17 protein-coding genes are annotated in these 16533 nt (G+C 74.4%); 10 read left to right on the forward strand and 7 right to left on the reverse strand.

Annotated features, from left to right (window positions below):
- The first annotated feature begins 7 nt into the window (after nt 1–7).
- Genes ACLQ14_RS12335 through ccsB form a run of 3 tightly spaced genes read left to right on the forward strand, consistent with a single transcriptional unit; the run spans nt 8 to nt 3674 of the window.
- A complete protein-coding gene (locus ACLQ14_RS12335; RefSeq protein ID WP_425813969.1) occupies nt 8–844 on the forward strand; it encodes a cytochrome c biogenesis CcdA family protein in 837 nt (278 codons plus the stop codon).
- A complete protein-coding gene (resB, locus tag ACLQ14_RS12340; protein WP_425813371.1) occupies nt 841–2652 on the forward strand; it encodes a cytochrome c biogenesis protein ResB in 1812 nt (603 codons plus the stop codon). The genes ACLQ14_RS12335 and resB overlap by 4 nt, the downstream gene beginning before the upstream one ends.
- A complete protein-coding gene (gene ccsB / locus ACLQ14_RS12345; protein ID WP_425813373.1) occupies nt 2649–3674 on the forward strand; it encodes a c-type cytochrome biogenesis protein CcsB in 1026 nt (341 codons plus the stop codon). Before resB ends, ccsB begins: the two co-directional genes overlap by 4 nt.
- 789 nt (nt 3675–4463) lie before the next feature.
- Here the strand turns inward: ccsB and ACLQ14_RS12350 are convergent.
- Nucleotides 4464–4802, reverse strand: a complete 339-nt coding sequence (locus ACLQ14_RS12350) for a PLD nuclease N-terminal domain-containing protein (protein ID WP_425813375.1) — start codon at nt 4800–4802, stop codon at nt 4464–4466.
- Between the two features lie 30 nt (nt 4803–4832).
- Here ACLQ14_RS12350 and ACLQ14_RS12355 point away from each other — a divergent pair, with 30 nt between their 5' ends.
- Together ACLQ14_RS12355 and ACLQ14_RS12360 are read left to right on the forward strand one after the other, a co-directional pair.
- Nucleotides 4833–5141, forward strand: coding sequence for a DUF4229 domain-containing protein (locus ACLQ14_RS12355; RefSeq protein WP_425813377.1), 309 nt, complete (start codon nt 4833–4835; stop codon nt 5139–5141).
- Nucleotides 5142–5150: 9 nt separating this feature from the next.
- Nucleotides 5151–6308, forward strand: coding sequence for a VanZ family protein (locus ACLQ14_RS12360; protein WP_425813379.1), 1158 nt, complete (start codon nt 5151–5153; stop codon nt 6306–6308).
- Here the strand turns inward: ACLQ14_RS12360 and ACLQ14_RS12365 are convergent.
- Nucleotides 6272–7156 carry a 1,4-dihydroxy-2-naphthoate polyprenyltransferase gene (locus ACLQ14_RS12365; RefSeq protein ID WP_425813381.1) on the reverse strand — a complete coding sequence of 295 codons (885 nt, stop codon included), beginning with the start codon at nt 7154–7156 and terminating at the stop codon, nt 6272–6274. The genes ACLQ14_RS12360 and ACLQ14_RS12365 overlap by 37 nt on opposite strands.
- Before the next feature lie 20 nt (nt 7157–7176).
- Entirely contained in the window at nt 7177–8448 is a 1272-nt protein-coding gene (locus ACLQ14_RS12370) for an AMP-binding protein (protein WP_425813383.1), read from the reverse strand.
- A gap of 138 nt (nt 8449–8586) precedes the next feature.
- Between ACLQ14_RS12370 and ACLQ14_RS12375 the strand changes: the two genes are divergently transcribed.
- From ACLQ14_RS12375 to ACLQ14_RS12390, 4 genes are all read left to right on the forward strand, one after another.
- Entirely contained in the window at nt 8587–9624 is a 1038-nt protein-coding gene (locus ACLQ14_RS12375; RefSeq protein WP_425813385.1) for a DUF3048 domain-containing protein, read from the forward strand.
- 88 nt (nt 9625–9712) lie between these two features.
- Nucleotides 9713–11260 (forward strand): dihydrolipoyl dehydrogenase family protein, encoded by a 1548-nt coding sequence (locus tag ACLQ14_RS12380; RefSeq protein ID WP_425813387.1) that lies wholly within the window; start codon nt 9713–9715, stop codon nt 11258–11260.
- A 117-nt stretch (nt 11261–11377) separates the two neighbouring features.
- Entirely contained in the window at nt 11378–11536 is a 159-nt protein-coding gene (locus tag ACLQ14_RS12385; RefSeq protein WP_425813389.1) for a hypothetical protein, read from the forward strand.
- 10 nt (nt 11537–11546) lie between these two features.
- Entirely contained in the window at nt 11547–12143 is a 597-nt protein-coding gene (locus ACLQ14_RS12390; RefSeq protein ID WP_425813391.1) for a winged helix-turn-helix domain-containing protein, read from the forward strand.
- 94 nt (nt 12144–12237) lie between these two features.
- On the opposite strand, the gene ACLQ14_RS12395 is transcribed toward ACLQ14_RS12390, so the two are convergent.
- The 3 genes from ACLQ14_RS12395 to ACLQ14_RS12405 form a co-directional block, all read right to left on the reverse strand.
- Nucleotides 12238–13254, reverse strand: coding sequence for a glycine betaine ABC transporter substrate-binding protein (locus tag ACLQ14_RS12395; protein WP_425813393.1), 1017 nt, complete (start codon nt 13252–13254; stop codon nt 12238–12240).
- 96 nt (nt 13255–13350) lie between these two features.
- Complete coding sequence (locus ACLQ14_RS12400) at nt 13351–14046, reverse strand: ABC transporter permease (RefSeq protein ID WP_425813395.1); 696 nt, start codon at nt 14044–14046, stop codon at nt 13351–13353.
- Nucleotides 14043–14699, reverse strand: a complete 657-nt coding sequence (locus tag ACLQ14_RS12405; RefSeq protein WP_425813397.1) for an ABC transporter permease — start codon at nt 14697–14699, stop codon at nt 14043–14045. The genes ACLQ14_RS12400 and ACLQ14_RS12405 overlap by 4 nt, the downstream gene beginning before the upstream one ends.
- A 266-nt stretch (nt 14700–14965) precedes the next feature.
- Here ACLQ14_RS12405 and ACLQ14_RS12410 point away from each other — a divergent pair, with 266 nt between their 5' ends.
- Nucleotides 14966–15976 carry an ABC transporter ATP-binding protein gene (locus tag ACLQ14_RS12410; protein WP_425813399.1) on the forward strand — a complete coding sequence of 337 codons (1011 nt, stop codon included), beginning with the start codon at nt 14966–14968 and terminating at the stop codon, nt 15974–15976.
- Here ACLQ14_RS12410 and ACLQ14_RS12415 read toward each other — a convergent pair.
- On the reverse strand, nt 15939–16520 hold the full coding sequence (locus ACLQ14_RS12415) for a GNAT family N-acetyltransferase (RefSeq protein WP_425813401.1): 582 nt from the start codon (nt 16518–16520) through the stop codon (nt 15939–15941). The genes ACLQ14_RS12410 and ACLQ14_RS12415 overlap by 38 nt on opposite strands.
- Nucleotides 16521–16533 lie beyond the last annotated feature (13 nt).

Genomic DNA, 16533 nt, shown 5'->3' on the forward strand with positions numbered 1-16533 from the left:
CGCCGTGATGCTCGCGGACGGGATGCTCGAGGCGTCGTCGGGGTTCGCGACCACGGCGTTCAGCGGGTCGATGCTGCTCGCGGTGCCTGTGGCCGTCGTCGCCGGCTTCGTCTCGTTCGCGAGCCCGTGCGTCCTGCCGCTCGTGCCCGGGTACGTCGGCTACGTGAGCGGGTGGGCGGCGTCGAACGCGGGCGTGACCGCGCTCGGGTCGGCCTCCGGGTCCGCCGTGGCGGCGGCGTCGGGCGGCCCGACGAGCGTCGCCCGGGGCCGCGCGCGCGTGGTCGCGGGCGTGGGACTGTTCGTCGCCGGGTTCACCCTCGTGTTCGTCGTGCTCGGCGGGTTCGTCGGCGCGCTCGGCACGCAGGTGCGGCAGGCCGAGGACGTCCTCATCCGGGTGCTGGGCGTCGTCGTGATCCTCATGGGGCTCGCGTTCCTCGGGGCGCTGCCGTTCCTCCAGCGCGAGCGCCGCATCCACGTCACGCCGCGCGCCGGGCTGTGGGGCGCCCCGCTGCTCGGGATCGTGTTCGGGCTCGGCTGGACGCCGTGCCTCGGCCCGACCCTCACCGCCGTGTACGCGCTCGCGCTCGACCAGGCGACCGTCGTCCGCGGAGCCGCGCTCGCGGTCGCGTACTGCGTCGGGCTGGGGGTGCCGTTCGTGCTCGTCGCGCTGGGGCTCCAGTCGAGCACGCGCATGCTGGAGTTCCTGCGCCGTCACCGGCTCGCGTTCCTGCGGATCGGCGGCGGCCTGCTCGTGCTCATCGGGCTGGCGATGGTGACGGGGGTCTGGGGCACGTGGACGGCCGCGCTGGGCGGCTGGGCGTCGAGGTACGGGGTGCAGGTGTGACCGAGGCCGAGAAGACCACCGAGCGCGGCGAGGCGCGCGCGTACCGTCCGGAGGGCATCGACGACGCGTTCGTCGCGCACGACGACGACGCGCCCGCGAGCGCGCCGGGCGCCGCCCGCGCGTCGGGACGCCGGGGGGCCGACGGCGCAGCCCCCGTCATGCCGAAGCTCGGCTGGAAGGGCACGCTGCGCTGGATGTGGCGGCAGCTCACGAGCATGCGCGTCGCGCTCATGCTCCTCATGCTGCTCGCCGTCGCGGCCGTCCCGGGCTCGATCCTGCCGCAGCAGTCGATCGACCCGGCCGGCGTCACCCAGTACCTGCAGGACAACCCGACCGCCGGGAAGATCCTCGACAAGCTCGGGTTCTTCGACGTGTTCTCGTCGGTGTGGTTCTCGGCGATCTACATCCTGCTGTTCGTGTCGCTCGTGGGCTGCATCGTGCCGCGCGCGCTCGCCCACACCAAGGCCCTGCGCCAGCGTCCGCCGAAGACGCCCGTCCGGTTCGCCCGGTTCCCCGCGCAGGCGCACGCCACCACGGACGCCGACCCGGACGCCGTCGTCGCGGCGGCCGTGCGGCACCTGCGCGGGCGGGTCCGGTGGCTGCCGACGTTCCGCGTCGAGACCGGCACGGACACCCAGGGGCGCCGGACCGTCGCCGCCGAGCGCGGCTACCTCCGCGAGAGCGGGAACATCCTCTTCCACCTGTGCCTGCTCGGGCTGCTCGTCGCCGTCGGCACGGGGCAGGTGCTCCACTATCGGGCCCAGGTCATCGTGTCGGAGGGGCACGGGTTCGCGAACTCCGTCGTCGACTACGACACGTTCGAGTCGGGCGCGTTCTTCCGCGCGAGCTCGCTCGACCCGTTCAGCATGACCCTCGACAAGTTCACCTCCGAGTTCACGACGACGGCGACGGCGGAGCCGCGCAACTTCACTGCGTTCGTGACGGTCCGCCAGCCCGGAGCGCCTGAGACCGCGGAGAAGATCCGGGTCAACCACCCGCTCGACGTCGGCGGCGCCAAGGTCTACCTCCAGGGCAACGGCTACGCGCCGAACATCACCGTCAAGGACGCGAAGGGCCAGGTCGCGTACTCGGGCCCGGTCGTGTTCATCCCGCAGGACACCAACTACACGTCGAAGGGCGTCATCAAGGTGCCCGACGTGTCCCCGGGGCTCGAGCAGATCGGCCTCGTCGGGTTCCTCCTGCCGACCGCCGCGAGCGACGACCCCACCCAGGCGTCCATCTACCCGCAGCCGCTGAACCCGATGCTCGTGCTCAACGTCTGGCACGGGAACCTCGGGCTCGACGACGGGGTGCCCCAGAACGTCTACCGGCTCGACACGAGCGCCATGACGGAGTCCGCCAAGGACGGCACTCCCGTGACGCTCACCATCCAGCCCGGCAAGACCGTCAAGCTGCCGGACGGGCTCGGCACGGTCACGTTCGACTCCCTGCCCCGGTACGTGGCGCTCGACCTGCGCTACGACCCTGCCCTCACCTGGATCCTCGTGTTCGCGCTCGGGGCACTCCTCGGCCTCGCGCTCTCGCTCTTCACGCCGCGCCGGCGCGTGTGGCTGCGCGTGTGGAGCGAGGACGTCCCCGGATCCGAGTCCGCCGACGACGGCGGCACCCCGGACGGCGGGTCCGGCCCGACCCGCCGTCGTACAGTGATAGACGCCGCCGGCCTCGCCCGAGGCGACGACTCCGGGCTCCAGCGCGAGGTCGATGCCGCCGTCGCGAGCGCTGCCGGACGCACACCCGCCGACTCGTCCACCGCCACGCCGACCCTTCCGAGAAAGGCTCCCCGATGAGCTACGCAGAGCTCAGCACCCACCTCGTGTGGGCGGCGCTGACGGTCCTCACGGTCTCGATGATCGCGTTCCTCGTCGACCTGACGAGGCTCGGCGAGTCCCGCAGCGACCTCGCTTCGGTCGCGCGGCTCGGCACCCGCCGCAAGGAGCTCGTCGGCGTCGGGGCGGCCGGCGACGTCGACGCCTCGCACGCCGACGCGACCGCGCGGGCCGGCGGCGGTGCTGCGCCGGACGATCCCGCCGTCGAACGGCCCGTGAACCGCCGGGCGGCCGCGATCGGCATGTCGACCGCGACCCTCGGCTGGCTGCTCCTCGTGCTCGCGATCGTCACCCGCGGCATCGCCGCGGGGCGGACGCCGTGGGCCAACATGTACGAGTTCACGCTCGTCGGTGCGTGCGTCGCGCTCACGGTGTTCCTCGTCGTGAGCCGGTTCCGCGACGTGCGGTTCCTCGGCGCGTTCGTCACGCTGCTCGCGGTGCTCTTCCTCGCCCTCGCGCAGGAGGTCTTCTTCGTCCAGGCCGACGGCGTCCAGCCCGCCCTGCAGTCCTACTGGCTCGTCATCCACGTCGGCGTCGCCATCACCGCGGCCGGCATCCTCACCGTCGCGTTCGTCACGTCCGTCCTGCAGCTGCTCCGCGACTCCCGGGACAACGGGTCCGCCGTCCTCAACCACCGCGCGTTCCGCTGGCTCGAGGCGCTCCCGACGCCCGGCCAGCTCGAGGTCCTCAGCTTCCGGCTCAACGCCGTCGGCTTCGTGCTGTGGACCTTCACGCTGATCGCCGGCTCCATCTGGGCCGAGCACGCCTGGGGCCGGTACTGGGGCTGGGACCCCAAGGAGGTCTGGACGTTCATCGTCTGGGTCGTCTACGCCGGGTACCTGCACGCCCGCACGACGCGCGGCTGGTCCGGGCGCCGGGCCGCGTACTTCGTAGTCGTCGGGTACGCCTGCGTGCTCTTCAACTTCACCGGCGTCAACCTCATCTTCGACGGCAAGCACTCGTACTCGGGCCTCACGAGCTGACCTGCTCGGTCGCGGTCCCGTTCGCCGAGGGTGACGTTCGGTTCGCCGATGGTGACGCTGCGTTCGCCGACGGTGACGTTGGGCGCCCGTGGTTGGGGCGGGCGGTCCGGGGGTGTGGCGCGCGGTCTTCCATCCGCCTGCGCTCGTTCCTCGCTCCGGCTCCCGCCAAGCCCTCCACGACCGCGCGCCACACCCCCGCCCCGCCCTTGCGCCGTCGTCCCACCCCCACGGGCGGCCGGCTTCCGGTCAACCCCGACGCGACGGCGGCACGTGCGCCGAGGTCGAGGGTTTCTCGCCGAAGACGAGCCGAAAGCCCTCGTTCTCGACGCAGAACCCTCGACGTCGGCGCTGGGCTCCGACCCGTCAGCGTGCCGAGCATGCGGTGGGCCACCGGTTCGGCGGCGAACATGCACTTGGTCTCCCCGCCCGGTGCCGACCATGCGCGCAGACCCCTTCTCGGCGTCGAACATGCGAGTACCCGCATGGTCGGGCGCTGGCGCGGTGACTGTCCGCATGGTCCGCGACCCGGTGGTGGCTCATCACATGGTCGGCGGGGCGGGTCGTGGCCAACCGCATGCCCGACGACGGCGCGGCCGGGCTGCTGAGGTGAGGTGGCGGCGTGAGCGGGTGGGTGCGGGCAGGTGGTGAAGGACGTCAAGGAGCCGGAAGGCCCCCAAGGGCCTGAGGGCGACGCAGTCCGAGCCGCCTGTCCGAACCCGCCCGCGGACGGAACCACGGACGCCTACGTCACCGTCGGCGAACGCAGCGTCACCGTCGGCGGGGCGTCGATCAGGCCGGCGGGTCCTGAGGGTCGTCGTGCGGCGCGGAGCGGCGGTCGCGCTGCTCGCGGCGACGTCGCTCCAGGTCGAGGCGGCGAAGGAAGTCGGGGTCGTCGTCGGGGGCGACGGGGCCGGCGGGGCGCGAGCCACCGTTCGGAGACGGCGACGTCCCCGCGCTCCGGGACAGCACGAGCCACAGGACCGGGCCGAGCACGGGCAGCAGAATGATCGCCAGGATCCACAGCGCCTTCGGTGCGCCGGCCGGCTTCTTCTCCTGCGACGTCACGCAGTCGGTCAGCGCGTACACGAGCAGGCCGAGCGCGACGAGGACGAGCAGACCGCGGAACATGGTCCCAGCCTAGGCCCGTACCCTGAGCACATGCCCCTGCTCGTCTACACCGTTCTCCGGCTCGCGCTCATCGCGGCTGCGTGGGTCGTGCTGTGGCTGGTCGGGCTGACGGGGCCGATCTGGTTCGTCGTCGCGGTCCTGATCGGCCTCATGGTCTCCTACGCCGCCTTCCGCGGACCCCGCGACGTCGCCGCCGGGTGGCTCGCGGACCGGGCCGGGCGCCGTCGGGCGGCGAAGGGCCCGCGGGGCTCGGGCATCGAGGACGACGCCGACGCCGAGGACCGGGCGATCGACGCCGCCGCCAACCCCGACGCGCGGACCCCCGACGACACCCCCTAGCCTCACCGGGTGAGCACCTGGACGTGGCCCGCGTACGTCGGCGTGGTGGGCGGCGTCCTGCTCTTCGGGCTGCTGCTCGTCCCGATCGTCCTCTTCCAGGTCCGCCGCTACGGGGCGCTGAACGGTCGGCGCCTGGCCGCGTCCGCCGCGGTGTCCGTGTACGGGGTCGCGCTCGTCGCCTACACCCTCCTCCCGCTCCCGACCGGCGACGTCGCGGCGTGGTGCGCGGACCACGGGTACACCTCCGCGCAGCTCGACCCCTTCCAGTTCGTCCGCGACATCCGCGACGCGACCGCCGGGGAACCGCTCACCGTGGCCCTGCGCAGCCCCGCCGTCCTGCAGGTCGTCCTCAACGTGGTGCTGTTCGTGCCGTGGGGGGCGATCGTCCGGCGGTTCCTGGGCTGGGGGCTCGTCCCGACGGTCCTCAGCGCGTTCGGGGCCTCCCTGCTGATCGAGACGACGCAGTACACGGGGATCTTCGGGCTGATCCCGTGCTCGTACCGGCTGGGCGACGTCGACGACCTCCTGACGAACACGCTCGGCGGCCTGATCGGCGCCCTCGCCGCGCCGCTCCTGCTCCGGTGGCTGCCCCGGCCGCGGGACCTCGCGCCGCACCGCGGGGAGCCGCGGCCCGTGACCGCGTGGCGGCGGTGGTTCGGGATGGCGCTCGACGCCGCGGCGTTCGCGGCGGTCGGGGTGGTGCTCGACGTGGCCTACCGGCTGGCGCTCGACGCCGCCGGGCGCCCGCTCCCGACCGGGCAGGACGCCGCGGACTGGGTGCTGGGCGCGGTCGTGCCGTTCGCGGTCGTCTTCGTGTGGCCCGCGCTCGTCGGCGGCCGGGCCTCGTGGGGGCAGCGCGCGGCCTGGCTGGCGCCGGCGTGGTCTGGGCGGCCCCGGCCCGTGCTGCGCGCGGCCGTGCCGGGCGGACTGTGGGGCGCGTGCGTCATCGTGGCCTCGCTGCCCGCAGCCTGGGACGTGCCCGATGTCGCCGCCGCGGCCCGCGCGGCAGCCGTCCTGACCGCGGCGGTCGCCGTCGCGTCGGTCCCGCTCACCCGGGACCGCCGGGGGCTCTCGGGGGTGGTGAGCGGCGCCGTCGTGCGGGACGTCCGCACCGACGATGCCGCGGTGGGTCAGAGCGACAGGCCGAGCCCCAGCAGGACGCCGTAGGCCAGCTCGAAGAACCCGGTCGCCGCGAGCACGGGCACGAGCGCGCGCCCGCGCGCCCCGACGAGGACGGGGATCGACAGCAGCACCGCGGGCAGGAGCAGCACCAGCACGATGAGCGACCACGGGGCCCAGAACGCGCAGACGACGCCGAGCACGAGCGCGACCCACAGCTCGCCGACGTAGGCGCGCCGGGCGCGGAAGTCGCCGAGCCGCACGGCCAGGGTGCGCTTGCCGGCGGGCAGGTCGGTCGGGATGTCGCGGACGTTGTTGACCATGAGGAGCGCGCAGGCCAGCAGCCCGACGCCGACCGCGCCGAGGACCGACGGCCAGGTGACGCGGGGGCTGTCCGTGTACGCGAGCTGGGTGTACGTCGTCCCGAGGACGGCGACGAGCCCGAAGAACACGAAGACGCCGACGTCGCCCAGGCCGCGGTACCCGTACGGGTTCTTGCCCCCCGTGTAGTACCAGGCGGCGAGGACGCACAGCACGCCCACGGCGATGAGCCACCACGTGCCCGTCAGCGCGACCAGCACGAGGCCCAGCACCCCCGCGATCGCGAACGACGCGAACGCGGCCGTCCGGACCCGCCGTGGCTGGGCGAGGCCGGTCGCGGTCAGGCGGGTCGGGCCGACGCGGTCCACGTCGGTGCCGCGGACGCCGTCCGAGTAGTCGTTCGCGTAGTTGACGCCGACCTGCAGCGCGAGGGCCACGCCCAGCGCGAGGAGCGCCCCCCAGAACCAGAAGCCGTCGGTCTGCGCGGCGGCGCCGGAGCCGACGATGACGGGGGTCGCGGCGGCCGGCAGGGTGCGGGGGCGGGCGCCCGCGACCCACTCGGAGGGTGTGGCCATGTGCCCAGGTTATCGGGGCGTCAGTGCTGCTCGCCCCGCACCACGGCCCCCGCAGCCACGGCGAGGCCGCGCCGGTCCACCTTGCCCGGCCCGCGCAGGGGGAGGGCGGCGGTGACGAGGACGTGCCGGGGCGCGGCGTGGGGGCCGAGCGCGTCGCGGGCGAGCGTGCGGACGCGGTCGCGGAGGTCGGCGTCGGCCGGGCTCAGCGCCCCGGGGTCGGCCCGGCCGCCAGCCGGCCGCTCGCCCGCCGCCCGCTCGCCCGCCGCCCGCACGAGCACCGCGACGACCGCTTGGCCCCACTCGGGATCCGGGACCCCGACGACGCAGGCCTCGCCGAGCGGCGCGAGCGCGTGCTCGACGGCGAGGGGCGCGACCTTCTCGCCGCCCGTGACGACGACGTCGTCGGCGCGCCCGAGGATCCGCAGGCGGGCGGGAGAGCCCGCGGCCTCGTCGACGACGCCGAGGTCCGACGTCACGAACCAGCGCGTGCCGTCGGCGTCGGCGCGGAACGCGCTCGCGCCCCGCTCGCCCAGGTAGCCGGCCGCGACGACCGGCCCCCCGAGCTCGACCCGGCCGCCCTCGCCGAGGCGTACGCGGACGCCGTCGAGCGGCACGCCGTCGTACACGCAGCCGCCGCACGTCTCCGACATGCCGTACGTGACGACGACGGCGATCCCGAGCGACCGGGCGGCGTCGAGCAGGCCGGGGGAGGAGGCCGCGCCGCCGACGAGCACCGCGTCGAAGCGTGCGAGCGCCCGGGCCGCGGCGAGGCCGTCGGGGTCCGCGGCCAGAGCGGCGTCGACGACGCGGTGCAGCTGGGTGGGGACGAGGGAGACGTACGCGCGCGCCGTCGCCGGGTCGTCCAGGAACGCGGCGGCGTGGTCGGCGAGCAGGGCGGGCGTGAAGGGCTCGTCGGGCAGGTGCGCCGGGGTGGTTCCCGCGACCACCGAGCGCGCGACGACCTGCGCGCCCGCGACGTGGTGCCAGGGGAGCGCGAGGAGCCAGCGTCCGTGCCCGCCGAGCCGGGCGGCCGTCGCGCCGATCGACGCGAGCAGAGCGGACCGCGTCAGGACGACCTCGCGCGGCGTGCCCGTCGAGCCGGACGTCCGCACGACGAGCGCCGCGTCCGGCGGCAGGCCGGCCCCGTGGTGCGCGAGGGGCTGGAGGGCGACGGCGATCGGGGCGGGGGCGCTGTCGTCGGGCAGAGCGCCGGGCCCGCGCGGGACGGACAGCGCGTCCGCGAGCGACGCGTACAGGTCGGCGGCGGAACGGGGGACGACGACGCGCGGCACCCGTCCAGCGTAGGCGTCCGGCGTCCGCGGACGTGCCGCACGTAGGGTGTGCGCGAGAAGCGGTCGAGCGAGGGAGTGGACATGCACGCTGGGGCGACGCCGACGACCACGCGCCGGAGGTTGCGGCACGGGGCCCGGGTGGCTGCGGTCGCGCTGACCGTCGTCGCGGTCGGCCTCGCGGCGGGGTGCTCGGGCGACAAGTCCCCGGCCCCGACGACCACCGTCACCGGCGGCGTCCCGACCGCCGACAAGACGGCGCCCCCGAGCCCCGCCGGCCCGACCGTCTGGCCTCTCACCGGCGTCGAGACCGACAAGGTCGCGGACCGCCCGGCGCTCGCCGTGAAGATCGAGAACTCCACCGACGCGCGGCCGCAGTACGGGCTCGAGCAGGCCGACACGGTGTGGGAGGAGGTCGTCGAGGGCGGCATCACCCGCTTCCTCGCGGTCTTCCAGTCGAAGACGCCGTCCCGGATCGAGCCGATCCGGTCGGTCCGGCCGATGGACCCCTCGATCGTCGCTCCTCTGCACGGGGTGTTCGCGTTCTCGGGCGGGCAGACGCCGTTCGTGAACGCCGCGAAGAAGGTCTCGCAGGTCCTCACGATGGACGGCGGCAGCCCCGGGTTCAACCGCGACCCGAACCGGGCCGCGCCGCACAACGTGTTCGCGGACACCAAGGACTTCTTCGGGCAGGCGAACTCGTCGCGCACGACGCCGCCGCCCCAGCAGTTCCGGTTCGCGCGGTCCCTCGCGCAGTCGACGGCGGTCACGTCGGGCAAGACGGCGAAGAAGGCCACGATCCACATGTCACCGGCCTACGTCCCCGGGTGGACCTACGACGCGAGCAAGAAGGTCTACCTGCGCGACGAGCGCGGCGTGGCGTCGAAGTCAGCGGAGGGCGTGCGGCTGTCGGGAGCGAACGTCGTCGTGCTGCGCGTCAAGGTCGTCAACACCTCGTACAAGGACCCGGCCGGCAACCCCGTGCCCGACACGGTCCTCAAGGGCAGCGGGTCCGCGACCGTGCTCTCGGGTGGCAAGGCCGTCACTGGGAAGTGGTCCAAGTCGTCGACGGGCGCGGTCCTGCGCGTCACCACGGGCGGCAAGGACATCCTGCTCGCGCCGGGTGAGACGTGGGTCGAGCTCGTGCCCACGGGGACGGGCAGCGTCGCGCTCAGCTGAACCTCGGCCACGCCGGGCGGGCGCCAGGGCACCGGCCAGGGATGCCCCCGGGCGCGCCGAGACCGCCTGCTCGGGCGACGATGGGGCCATGGCTGAGAACACCGCGCCCGTGGCGCCGCCCGCCCCGTCCGCCGACGCCGGCACCCTCCAGTACGACGTCGTCGTGATCGGCGCCGGTCCGGTCGGCGAGAACGTCGCCGACCGCGCCGGGCGCACGGGCCTGTCGACGGCGATCTTCGAGGCCGAGCTGGTCGGCGGCGAGTGCTCGTACTGGGCGTGCATGCCCTCCAAGACGCTCCTGCGGCCCGGGGCGGCGCTGGCCGCGGCCCGGGATGTGCCGGGCCTCACCGTGGCGCCCACCCTCGACCCGGGCCCGGTGCTCGCGTGGCGGGACCAGATCACGGACGACTGGGACGACGCCGGGCAGGTCGAGTGGCTCGACGGCGCAGGGATCGCGCTCCTGCGCGGCCACGGACGGGTGGTCGGCCCCCGCCGGGTCGAGGTGACGGACCCGGACGGGAACCGGACCGTCGTCGAGGCGCGGTACGCCGTCGCCGTGGCGACGGGCAGCGTCCCGGTGCTCCCCGAGGTCCCCGGCCTGGCCGAGTCCGCACCCTGGGGAAGCCGCGAGGCGACGGCCGCGGAGGAGGTCCCGGCGTCGGTCGTGGTGGTCGGGGGCGGGGTCGTCGCGTGCGAGATGGCGACGGCGTACTCCGACCTGGGCGCGCACGTGACCCTCCTCGCGCGCCACGGGCTGCTCGGCGGCGCCGAGCCGTTCGCGGGCGAGGCGGTCGCGGCGTCGCTCGCCGACCTCGGCGTGGACGTGCGCACGGGCGCCTCGCCGGTGCGGGTCGCCCGGGACGGCGTCGGCGGTCCCGTCACGGTGACGTACCAGGACGAGGCCGGCGAGCGCGACGTGACCGCGGCCGAGCTGCTCGTCGCCACGGGCCGGGTCCCGCGCACGCAGGACGTCGGGCTGGACAGCGTCGGCCTGACCGACACCGCGCACGGCCTCGAGGTCGACGAGGCGATGCGCGTGCGCGGCGTGGAGGGTGGCTGGCTGTTCGCCGCCGGCGACGTGACCGGCCGGGTCGCGACCACGCACCAGGGCAAGTACCAGGCGCGCGTCGCGGGCGACGTGATCGCCGCGACGTTCGGCGCCGCGCCGTCGGACGGCGGCCGGTCGGGCGACGCCGTCCCCGTCCCGGCGACCGAGGAGAACCGCGCCGCCGCGCGGGCCGCCGAGCCGTGGAGCCGGTTCGCTGCCAGCGCCGACCACGTCGCGCAGACGCAGGTCGTCTTCACACGGCCCCAGGTCGCCTGGGTCGGGCTGACGGAGCGCAAGGCCCGGGAGGCCGGACTGGACGTCCGCGTCGTGGACTACGACCTCGGCTGGGTCTCGGGGGCGCACGTCACGGGGCGGTCGTACGCGGGCCGGGTGAGCGCCGTCGTCGACGAGTCCCGGCGCGTACTGGTCGGCGTGACGCTCGTCGGGCCGGAGGCGGGCGAGATGCTGCACGCGGCCACCGTCGCGGTGGTCGGCGAGGTCCCGCTCGAGCGGCTGTGGCACGCCGTGCCGGCGTACCCGACAGTGAGCGAGGTGTGGCTGCGGCTGCTGGAGACGTACGGGCTCTGAGCCCCTCGAACACACGCAACATCCATTGCGCAATAACTCTTGCGCAATGGATGTTGCGCACGTAGTGTTGCGAGTGTCGGGCCGCGAGGGGCCGGCGACACGCTCAGGGAGACGATGATGTTCGGACGACAGCACGCACCGCGCAACACCACCACGTTTCGCTCCGCCGGTCGCGCGGAGGAGACCCGCCGCCACGACGCGGCGCTCGCCCGGCAGCGGGCCGAGCGCGGTGCCGACTGGTACCGCGACGTCGCGTCCGTGTGGTGGGTGCGCTGAGGAGGCACGCATGACCGAGAGCCCGCGCACCGTCCGGCCCTCGCAGGAGTCGCTCACCACGGGCGACCCGGCGATGCTGCGGGCCCTGGCGCACCCGCTCCGCATCGAGATCCTCGCGATCCTGGACGAGGTCGGCGAGGCCACCGCCAGCGAGGTCGCCGCCCGCACCGGCCAGACCGTCGCCAACTGCTCGTTCCACCTGCGGTCGCTCGAGAAGGCCGGCTACGTCGAGCGCTCCGAGCCCCGTGGGCGCGAGAAGCCGTGGCGTCCCGCACACCGCAAGCGGAAGATCGAGCCCGACCCCGACGACGCGGCCGCCGTCCGCCAGTCCGGCGTCATCTCAGCGGGCTACGTGCAGCACGAGGCAACGCGGCTCAGCGACTTCCTCACCGACCCGCGGCCGTTGCCGCCCGAGTGGGTCCGCGCCGTCACCGTGACGACCGCCGGTCTCTGGGTCACCGCGGAGGAGATGGAGCAGCTCGGAGACGACGTCCTGGCGCTGATCGAGAAGTTCTCCGGCCGCGGCGCCGACCCGTCGCTGCGCCCCGAGGGGGCCGTGCACGGGCACATGCTGCTCACCCTCAACCCGGACCGCGACGCGATCTGAGCGCCTGCCGCCCGGCCGCGCGCCCTCTCCGAGCGACGACGAGGCTCGCCACCCGTGCGGGTGGCGAGCCTCGTCGTCTTCGGGTCGCGGGCCGTCAGCTGGTGGCGGCGAGCTGGCCGTCCGAGCTGAACACCAGGCCCAGCGAGATCTGCCCCTTCTGCAGCGCCGCCTTGGTCAGCGGGCCGCCCGAGTCGAGCTGCTTGAAGCTCGCGAACTGCAGGCCGTAGACCTTCTCCAGGCCGGGCTGGCAGTAGTCGCGCGTGGTGCACTCCGGCGGGCCGCCGAGGATCAGGCCGCCGCACTTGGACGCCAGGTCGGACAGCGTCTTCACGTCGTTCTTGTCGGCGAAGGCCGTGGTCACCGCGTACGAGTTCTGGTCCTGCGCGGCGGCGGGCTTGCCGAAGGCGAGGCCGACCTTCTTCCCGAGCTCGGTGAGCGCGGCGACGGTCTTGTCGAGGTCGCCGCTCGCCGGGCTCTTCGCGTCCGCCCCGTTCTGCGCGGCGTTGATGAAGGTCGTGAGCGTGCTGGTGTACTCGGGCACGATCGTGAGCTGGCCGCTCTCGAGCGCCTTGAGGTACGTCTCGCGGGAGCCGACGTCGCGGACGGTCGGCGCGTAGCCCGCGGACTTGAGGACGTCCGCGTAGATGTTGGCGAGCGTCGCCGACTCCGAGAAGTTCGCGGCGCCGATCGTGATCTTGGTGCCCTTGCCCGCCGAGGAGTCCTGCGCGGCGAGCTGGTGCTGGTCGACGAAGTCCTTGGCGGCCTGGACCGACGTCTGACGGTCGACGTCGACGGCCTTGTTGAGGGCGATGAGCCCGGGAGTGTCGAGCGCGGCGGACACCGTGTCGAGGAGGGGGACGATCGCGTCGTCGCCCGAGACGGCCTTCGCGTTGAGGGCCGGGATGACGTTGTCGGCATTCTGGAGCTTCTTGTCGTCCTCGAGGACGACGAGCTGGTCGCCCGCGACGGGCTCGCAGGTTGCGACGGAGGCGTTGGAGCCGTTGGCGGAGGACGTCGGGTGGGTCCCGGACGATCCGGCCTGGCCGCACGCGGAGAGGACCGAGGCGAGCGCGACGGCCGAGAGTCCTGCGGCGAGTGTTCGGGTACGCATTGCCCCATTCGACCGCCCGCCACCGACAGGGGCAACCGGGAGGCGCCCGCAGGGGCGCGGACGGGGCCCGAGGTGCCGTCGTCGACGGCCTCCTGGTCAGATCGCGCGGGCGGCCGCCCGCGACTCCGCCCGCACCGACGACGGCGTCACCGCGCGCTGCAGGAGGGCCAGCACGCCGTCGATGAGCAGGCACAGCACCGCGACGATCACGCCGCCCGCGAGGACCTGCCCGTAGCGCTGCGTGCCGAAGCCGAGCGAGATGATCTGGCCCAGCCCACCACCCCCGGCGAGCGCCGCGAGGGGGATCGTCGCGACGACCTGGACGATCGTCGTCCGGAGGCCCGCCGCGACGTAGGGCACGGCCAGCGGCAGCTCGACGCGGCCGATCACGCGCCCGGCGCCCATGCCCATGCCACGCGCGGCGTCCGTCACGGCCGGGTCGACGCCCCGCACCCCCGTGAACGTCGTCGACAGGAGGACCGGGAGCGCGAAGACCGCGGCCGCGATCACCGTCGCGGTGTCCCCGAACAGGCCGGACGTCGCCAGGATGATGATGATCGCGAGCGTGGGCAGCGCGCGGGTCGTGTTCGCCGCGACGATGACGGCCGCCGCGCCGCGCCCCAGCCCGCTGTGCCCGAGCCAGACGCCGAGGGGGATCGCGACGACCGACGCGAGCACGACCGCCGCCAGCGTCATGAGCAGGTGCTCGCGGGTCAGCGCGAAGACGCCGTCGGGTCCCGTCCAGTTCAGCGGGTCGTTGAGCCAGGTGATCGCCTCGCTGATGACGTTCATGCGGCCCGCCCCCGCAGCCAGGGCGTCAGGGCGCGCCCGAGGAGCCACAGCAGCACGTCGAGGACGAGCGCCAGGAGGAGGCAGAGCACCGTAGCCGTCATGATCTCGGCCCGGTAGAAGCTCTGGAAGCCGCGGAACAGCAGGTTCCCCAGGCCGCCGTAGCCCACGACGACGCCCACCGTGACGAGCGCGACCGTCGAGACCGTGACCAGCCGGACGCCCGTGATGATGCCCGGCAGCGCGCTCGGCAGCTCGACCGTCCAGAACCGCCGCGACCGTCCGTAGCCCAGGCCGCGCGCGGCGTCGAGCACGGCGGGGTCGACGCCCTGGAGCGCGGCGACGGCCGTCCGGACGAGGATCACCAGCGCGTAGAGCACCAGCCCCAGCAGCACCGGTGCGCGGCCGATCCCCATGAACGGCGCGAGGATCGCGAACAGCGCGAGCGACGGGATCGTGTACAGGGTCGACGCGAACCCCACGACCGGCGCCGCGAGCCACCGGACGCGCGTCGCCAGCGCCGCCAGGGGCAGCGAGACGACGATCGCGATCGCGACCGCCTCCACCGTCAGCGTCGCGTGGATGACCAGCGCCTCACGGATCGCGTCCCAGTTGGCGGTGACGTAGTCCCACGAGAACCACGGGTTACCAGGCACCTGCCCGAACCTACCCGCCGGTGGTGACGCACCGCTCGCCGACGGTCGGCTGTGGTTCCGTCGGCCGCGCCTCGGTAGCCGCGCCGCGCGCCGTCGTCGAGCAAGAACCTCCACCGCCGAGCAGGCGGCGATCGCCCCCTTGCTCGACGGCGCACCCGCTTGCTCGACGCGCCACACCCCCCAAGCGCCCGACCGGACCACCGCCGCACGACGGAACCACGACCGGACGCCGTGTCGACGTCGGGGCTCCCGGGTAGGTTCTTTCCATGGCCGACGCCGCAATCGTCTTCGAGCACGTCCGCAAGGAGTATCCCGACGGGACCGTCGCGGTGGAGGATCTGTCGCTGGAGGTCGAGGAGCACGAGATCCTCGCGCTGGTCGGGCCGTCCGGCTGCGGCAAGTCGACGACGCTGCGCATGACGAACCGCCTGGTCGAGCCGAGCGGCGGCCGGATCCTCGTGGGGGGCGAGGACGTGCTGGCCGCGGACCCGGTGCGGCTGCGGCGCTCGATGGGGTACGCGATCCAGAACGTGGGCCTGTTCCCGCACCGGACGGTGGCGCAGAACGTCGCGACGGTGCCCGGGCTGCAGCGGTGGGACCGCAAGCGGACCCGTGACCGGGTCGCGGAGCTGCTCGAGCTGGTCGGCCTCGCGCCCGACCGGTACGCGAACCGCTACCCGCACGAGCTGTCCGGGGGTGAGCAGCAGCGCGTCGGGGTGGCGCGCGCGCTCGCGACCGACCCACCCGTGCTCCTCATGGACGAGCCGTTCGGCGCGGTCGACCCGGCGGGTCGCCGCCGCCTCCAGGCCGAGTTCTGGCGGATCCAGCGGGACCTGGGCACGACGGTCATGTTCGTCACGCACGACATCGACGAGGCCGTCCGTCTCGGGGACCGGGTCGCGGTCTTCTCGCGCGGCGGTCACGTCGAGCAGCTGGCGGACCCGGTCGAGATCCTGGCGCGGCCGGCGTCGGACGCGGTGCGCGCGCTCGTCGGCGACGGCGCGCCGGTGCGCCTGCTGGGGATCACGCACGTCGAACGCGGGGACGTGACCGCGGGCGGGACGGCCGACGGGCTGCCGACGGTCGAGCTCGGCGCGTCGCTCGCGCACGCGCTGGAGGCCGTCGCGGAGTCGCAGTCGGGGACTGTCGCTGTCGTCGAGGGGGCCGACGGTCGGGTCGTCGGCATGCTCGACGCGTCGGGCGTGCTCGGGGCCTTGCGGCGCGCCGTCGACGCGGGCGTCATGTCGGCGGACGCAAGGACCGCTGGTAGAGGGTGACGGCGACCCACCGCCCGTGCTTGCGGCCGACGTCCTCGAGGCGGCCGGCCACCCGGAAGCCGTGCCGCTCGTGCAGGACGGCCGACGCGGTGCGCGGGAGCGTCCCGGCCGGGTCGTCGGGGTCGGCCGCGTCGGCGATCACGGCGATCACCTCGCGGGCTCCCGCGTCGCGCGCGGCGTCGAGGACCGCGTCGAGCAGCGGCCCACCGAGGCCGCGGCCCGTGGCGGCGGGATCGAGGTAGATGGTCTCCTCGACGGTGTGGCGGTAGGCCGCCTTCGGCCGGTAGGGCGACGTGTAGGCGAAGCCCAGCACGCGCTCCGGCTCGCCGGCCGGCTCGTCCGCGCCCGGCAGTGGGCCCGTCGCCACGAGGAACGGCCAGCCCGCGTCGACGAGGGCCGCGTGCTTGTCGCGCCACGCCTGGAGCGTCGGCGGCTCGGTGTCGAAGGTGGCGAGCGTGTGCTCGACGTAGTGCGCGTAGATGCGGGCGACGGCGGCCAGGTCGTCGGGCGTGGCGGGGCGGAGGGCGGGGGAGCTCGGCGGCACGGTCTCGATCCTG

The organism is Luteimicrobium sp. DT211, from assembly GCF_049844995.1.
Lineage (GTDB): Bacteria > Actinomycetota > Actinomycetes > Actinomycetales > Cellulomonadaceae > Luteimicrobium.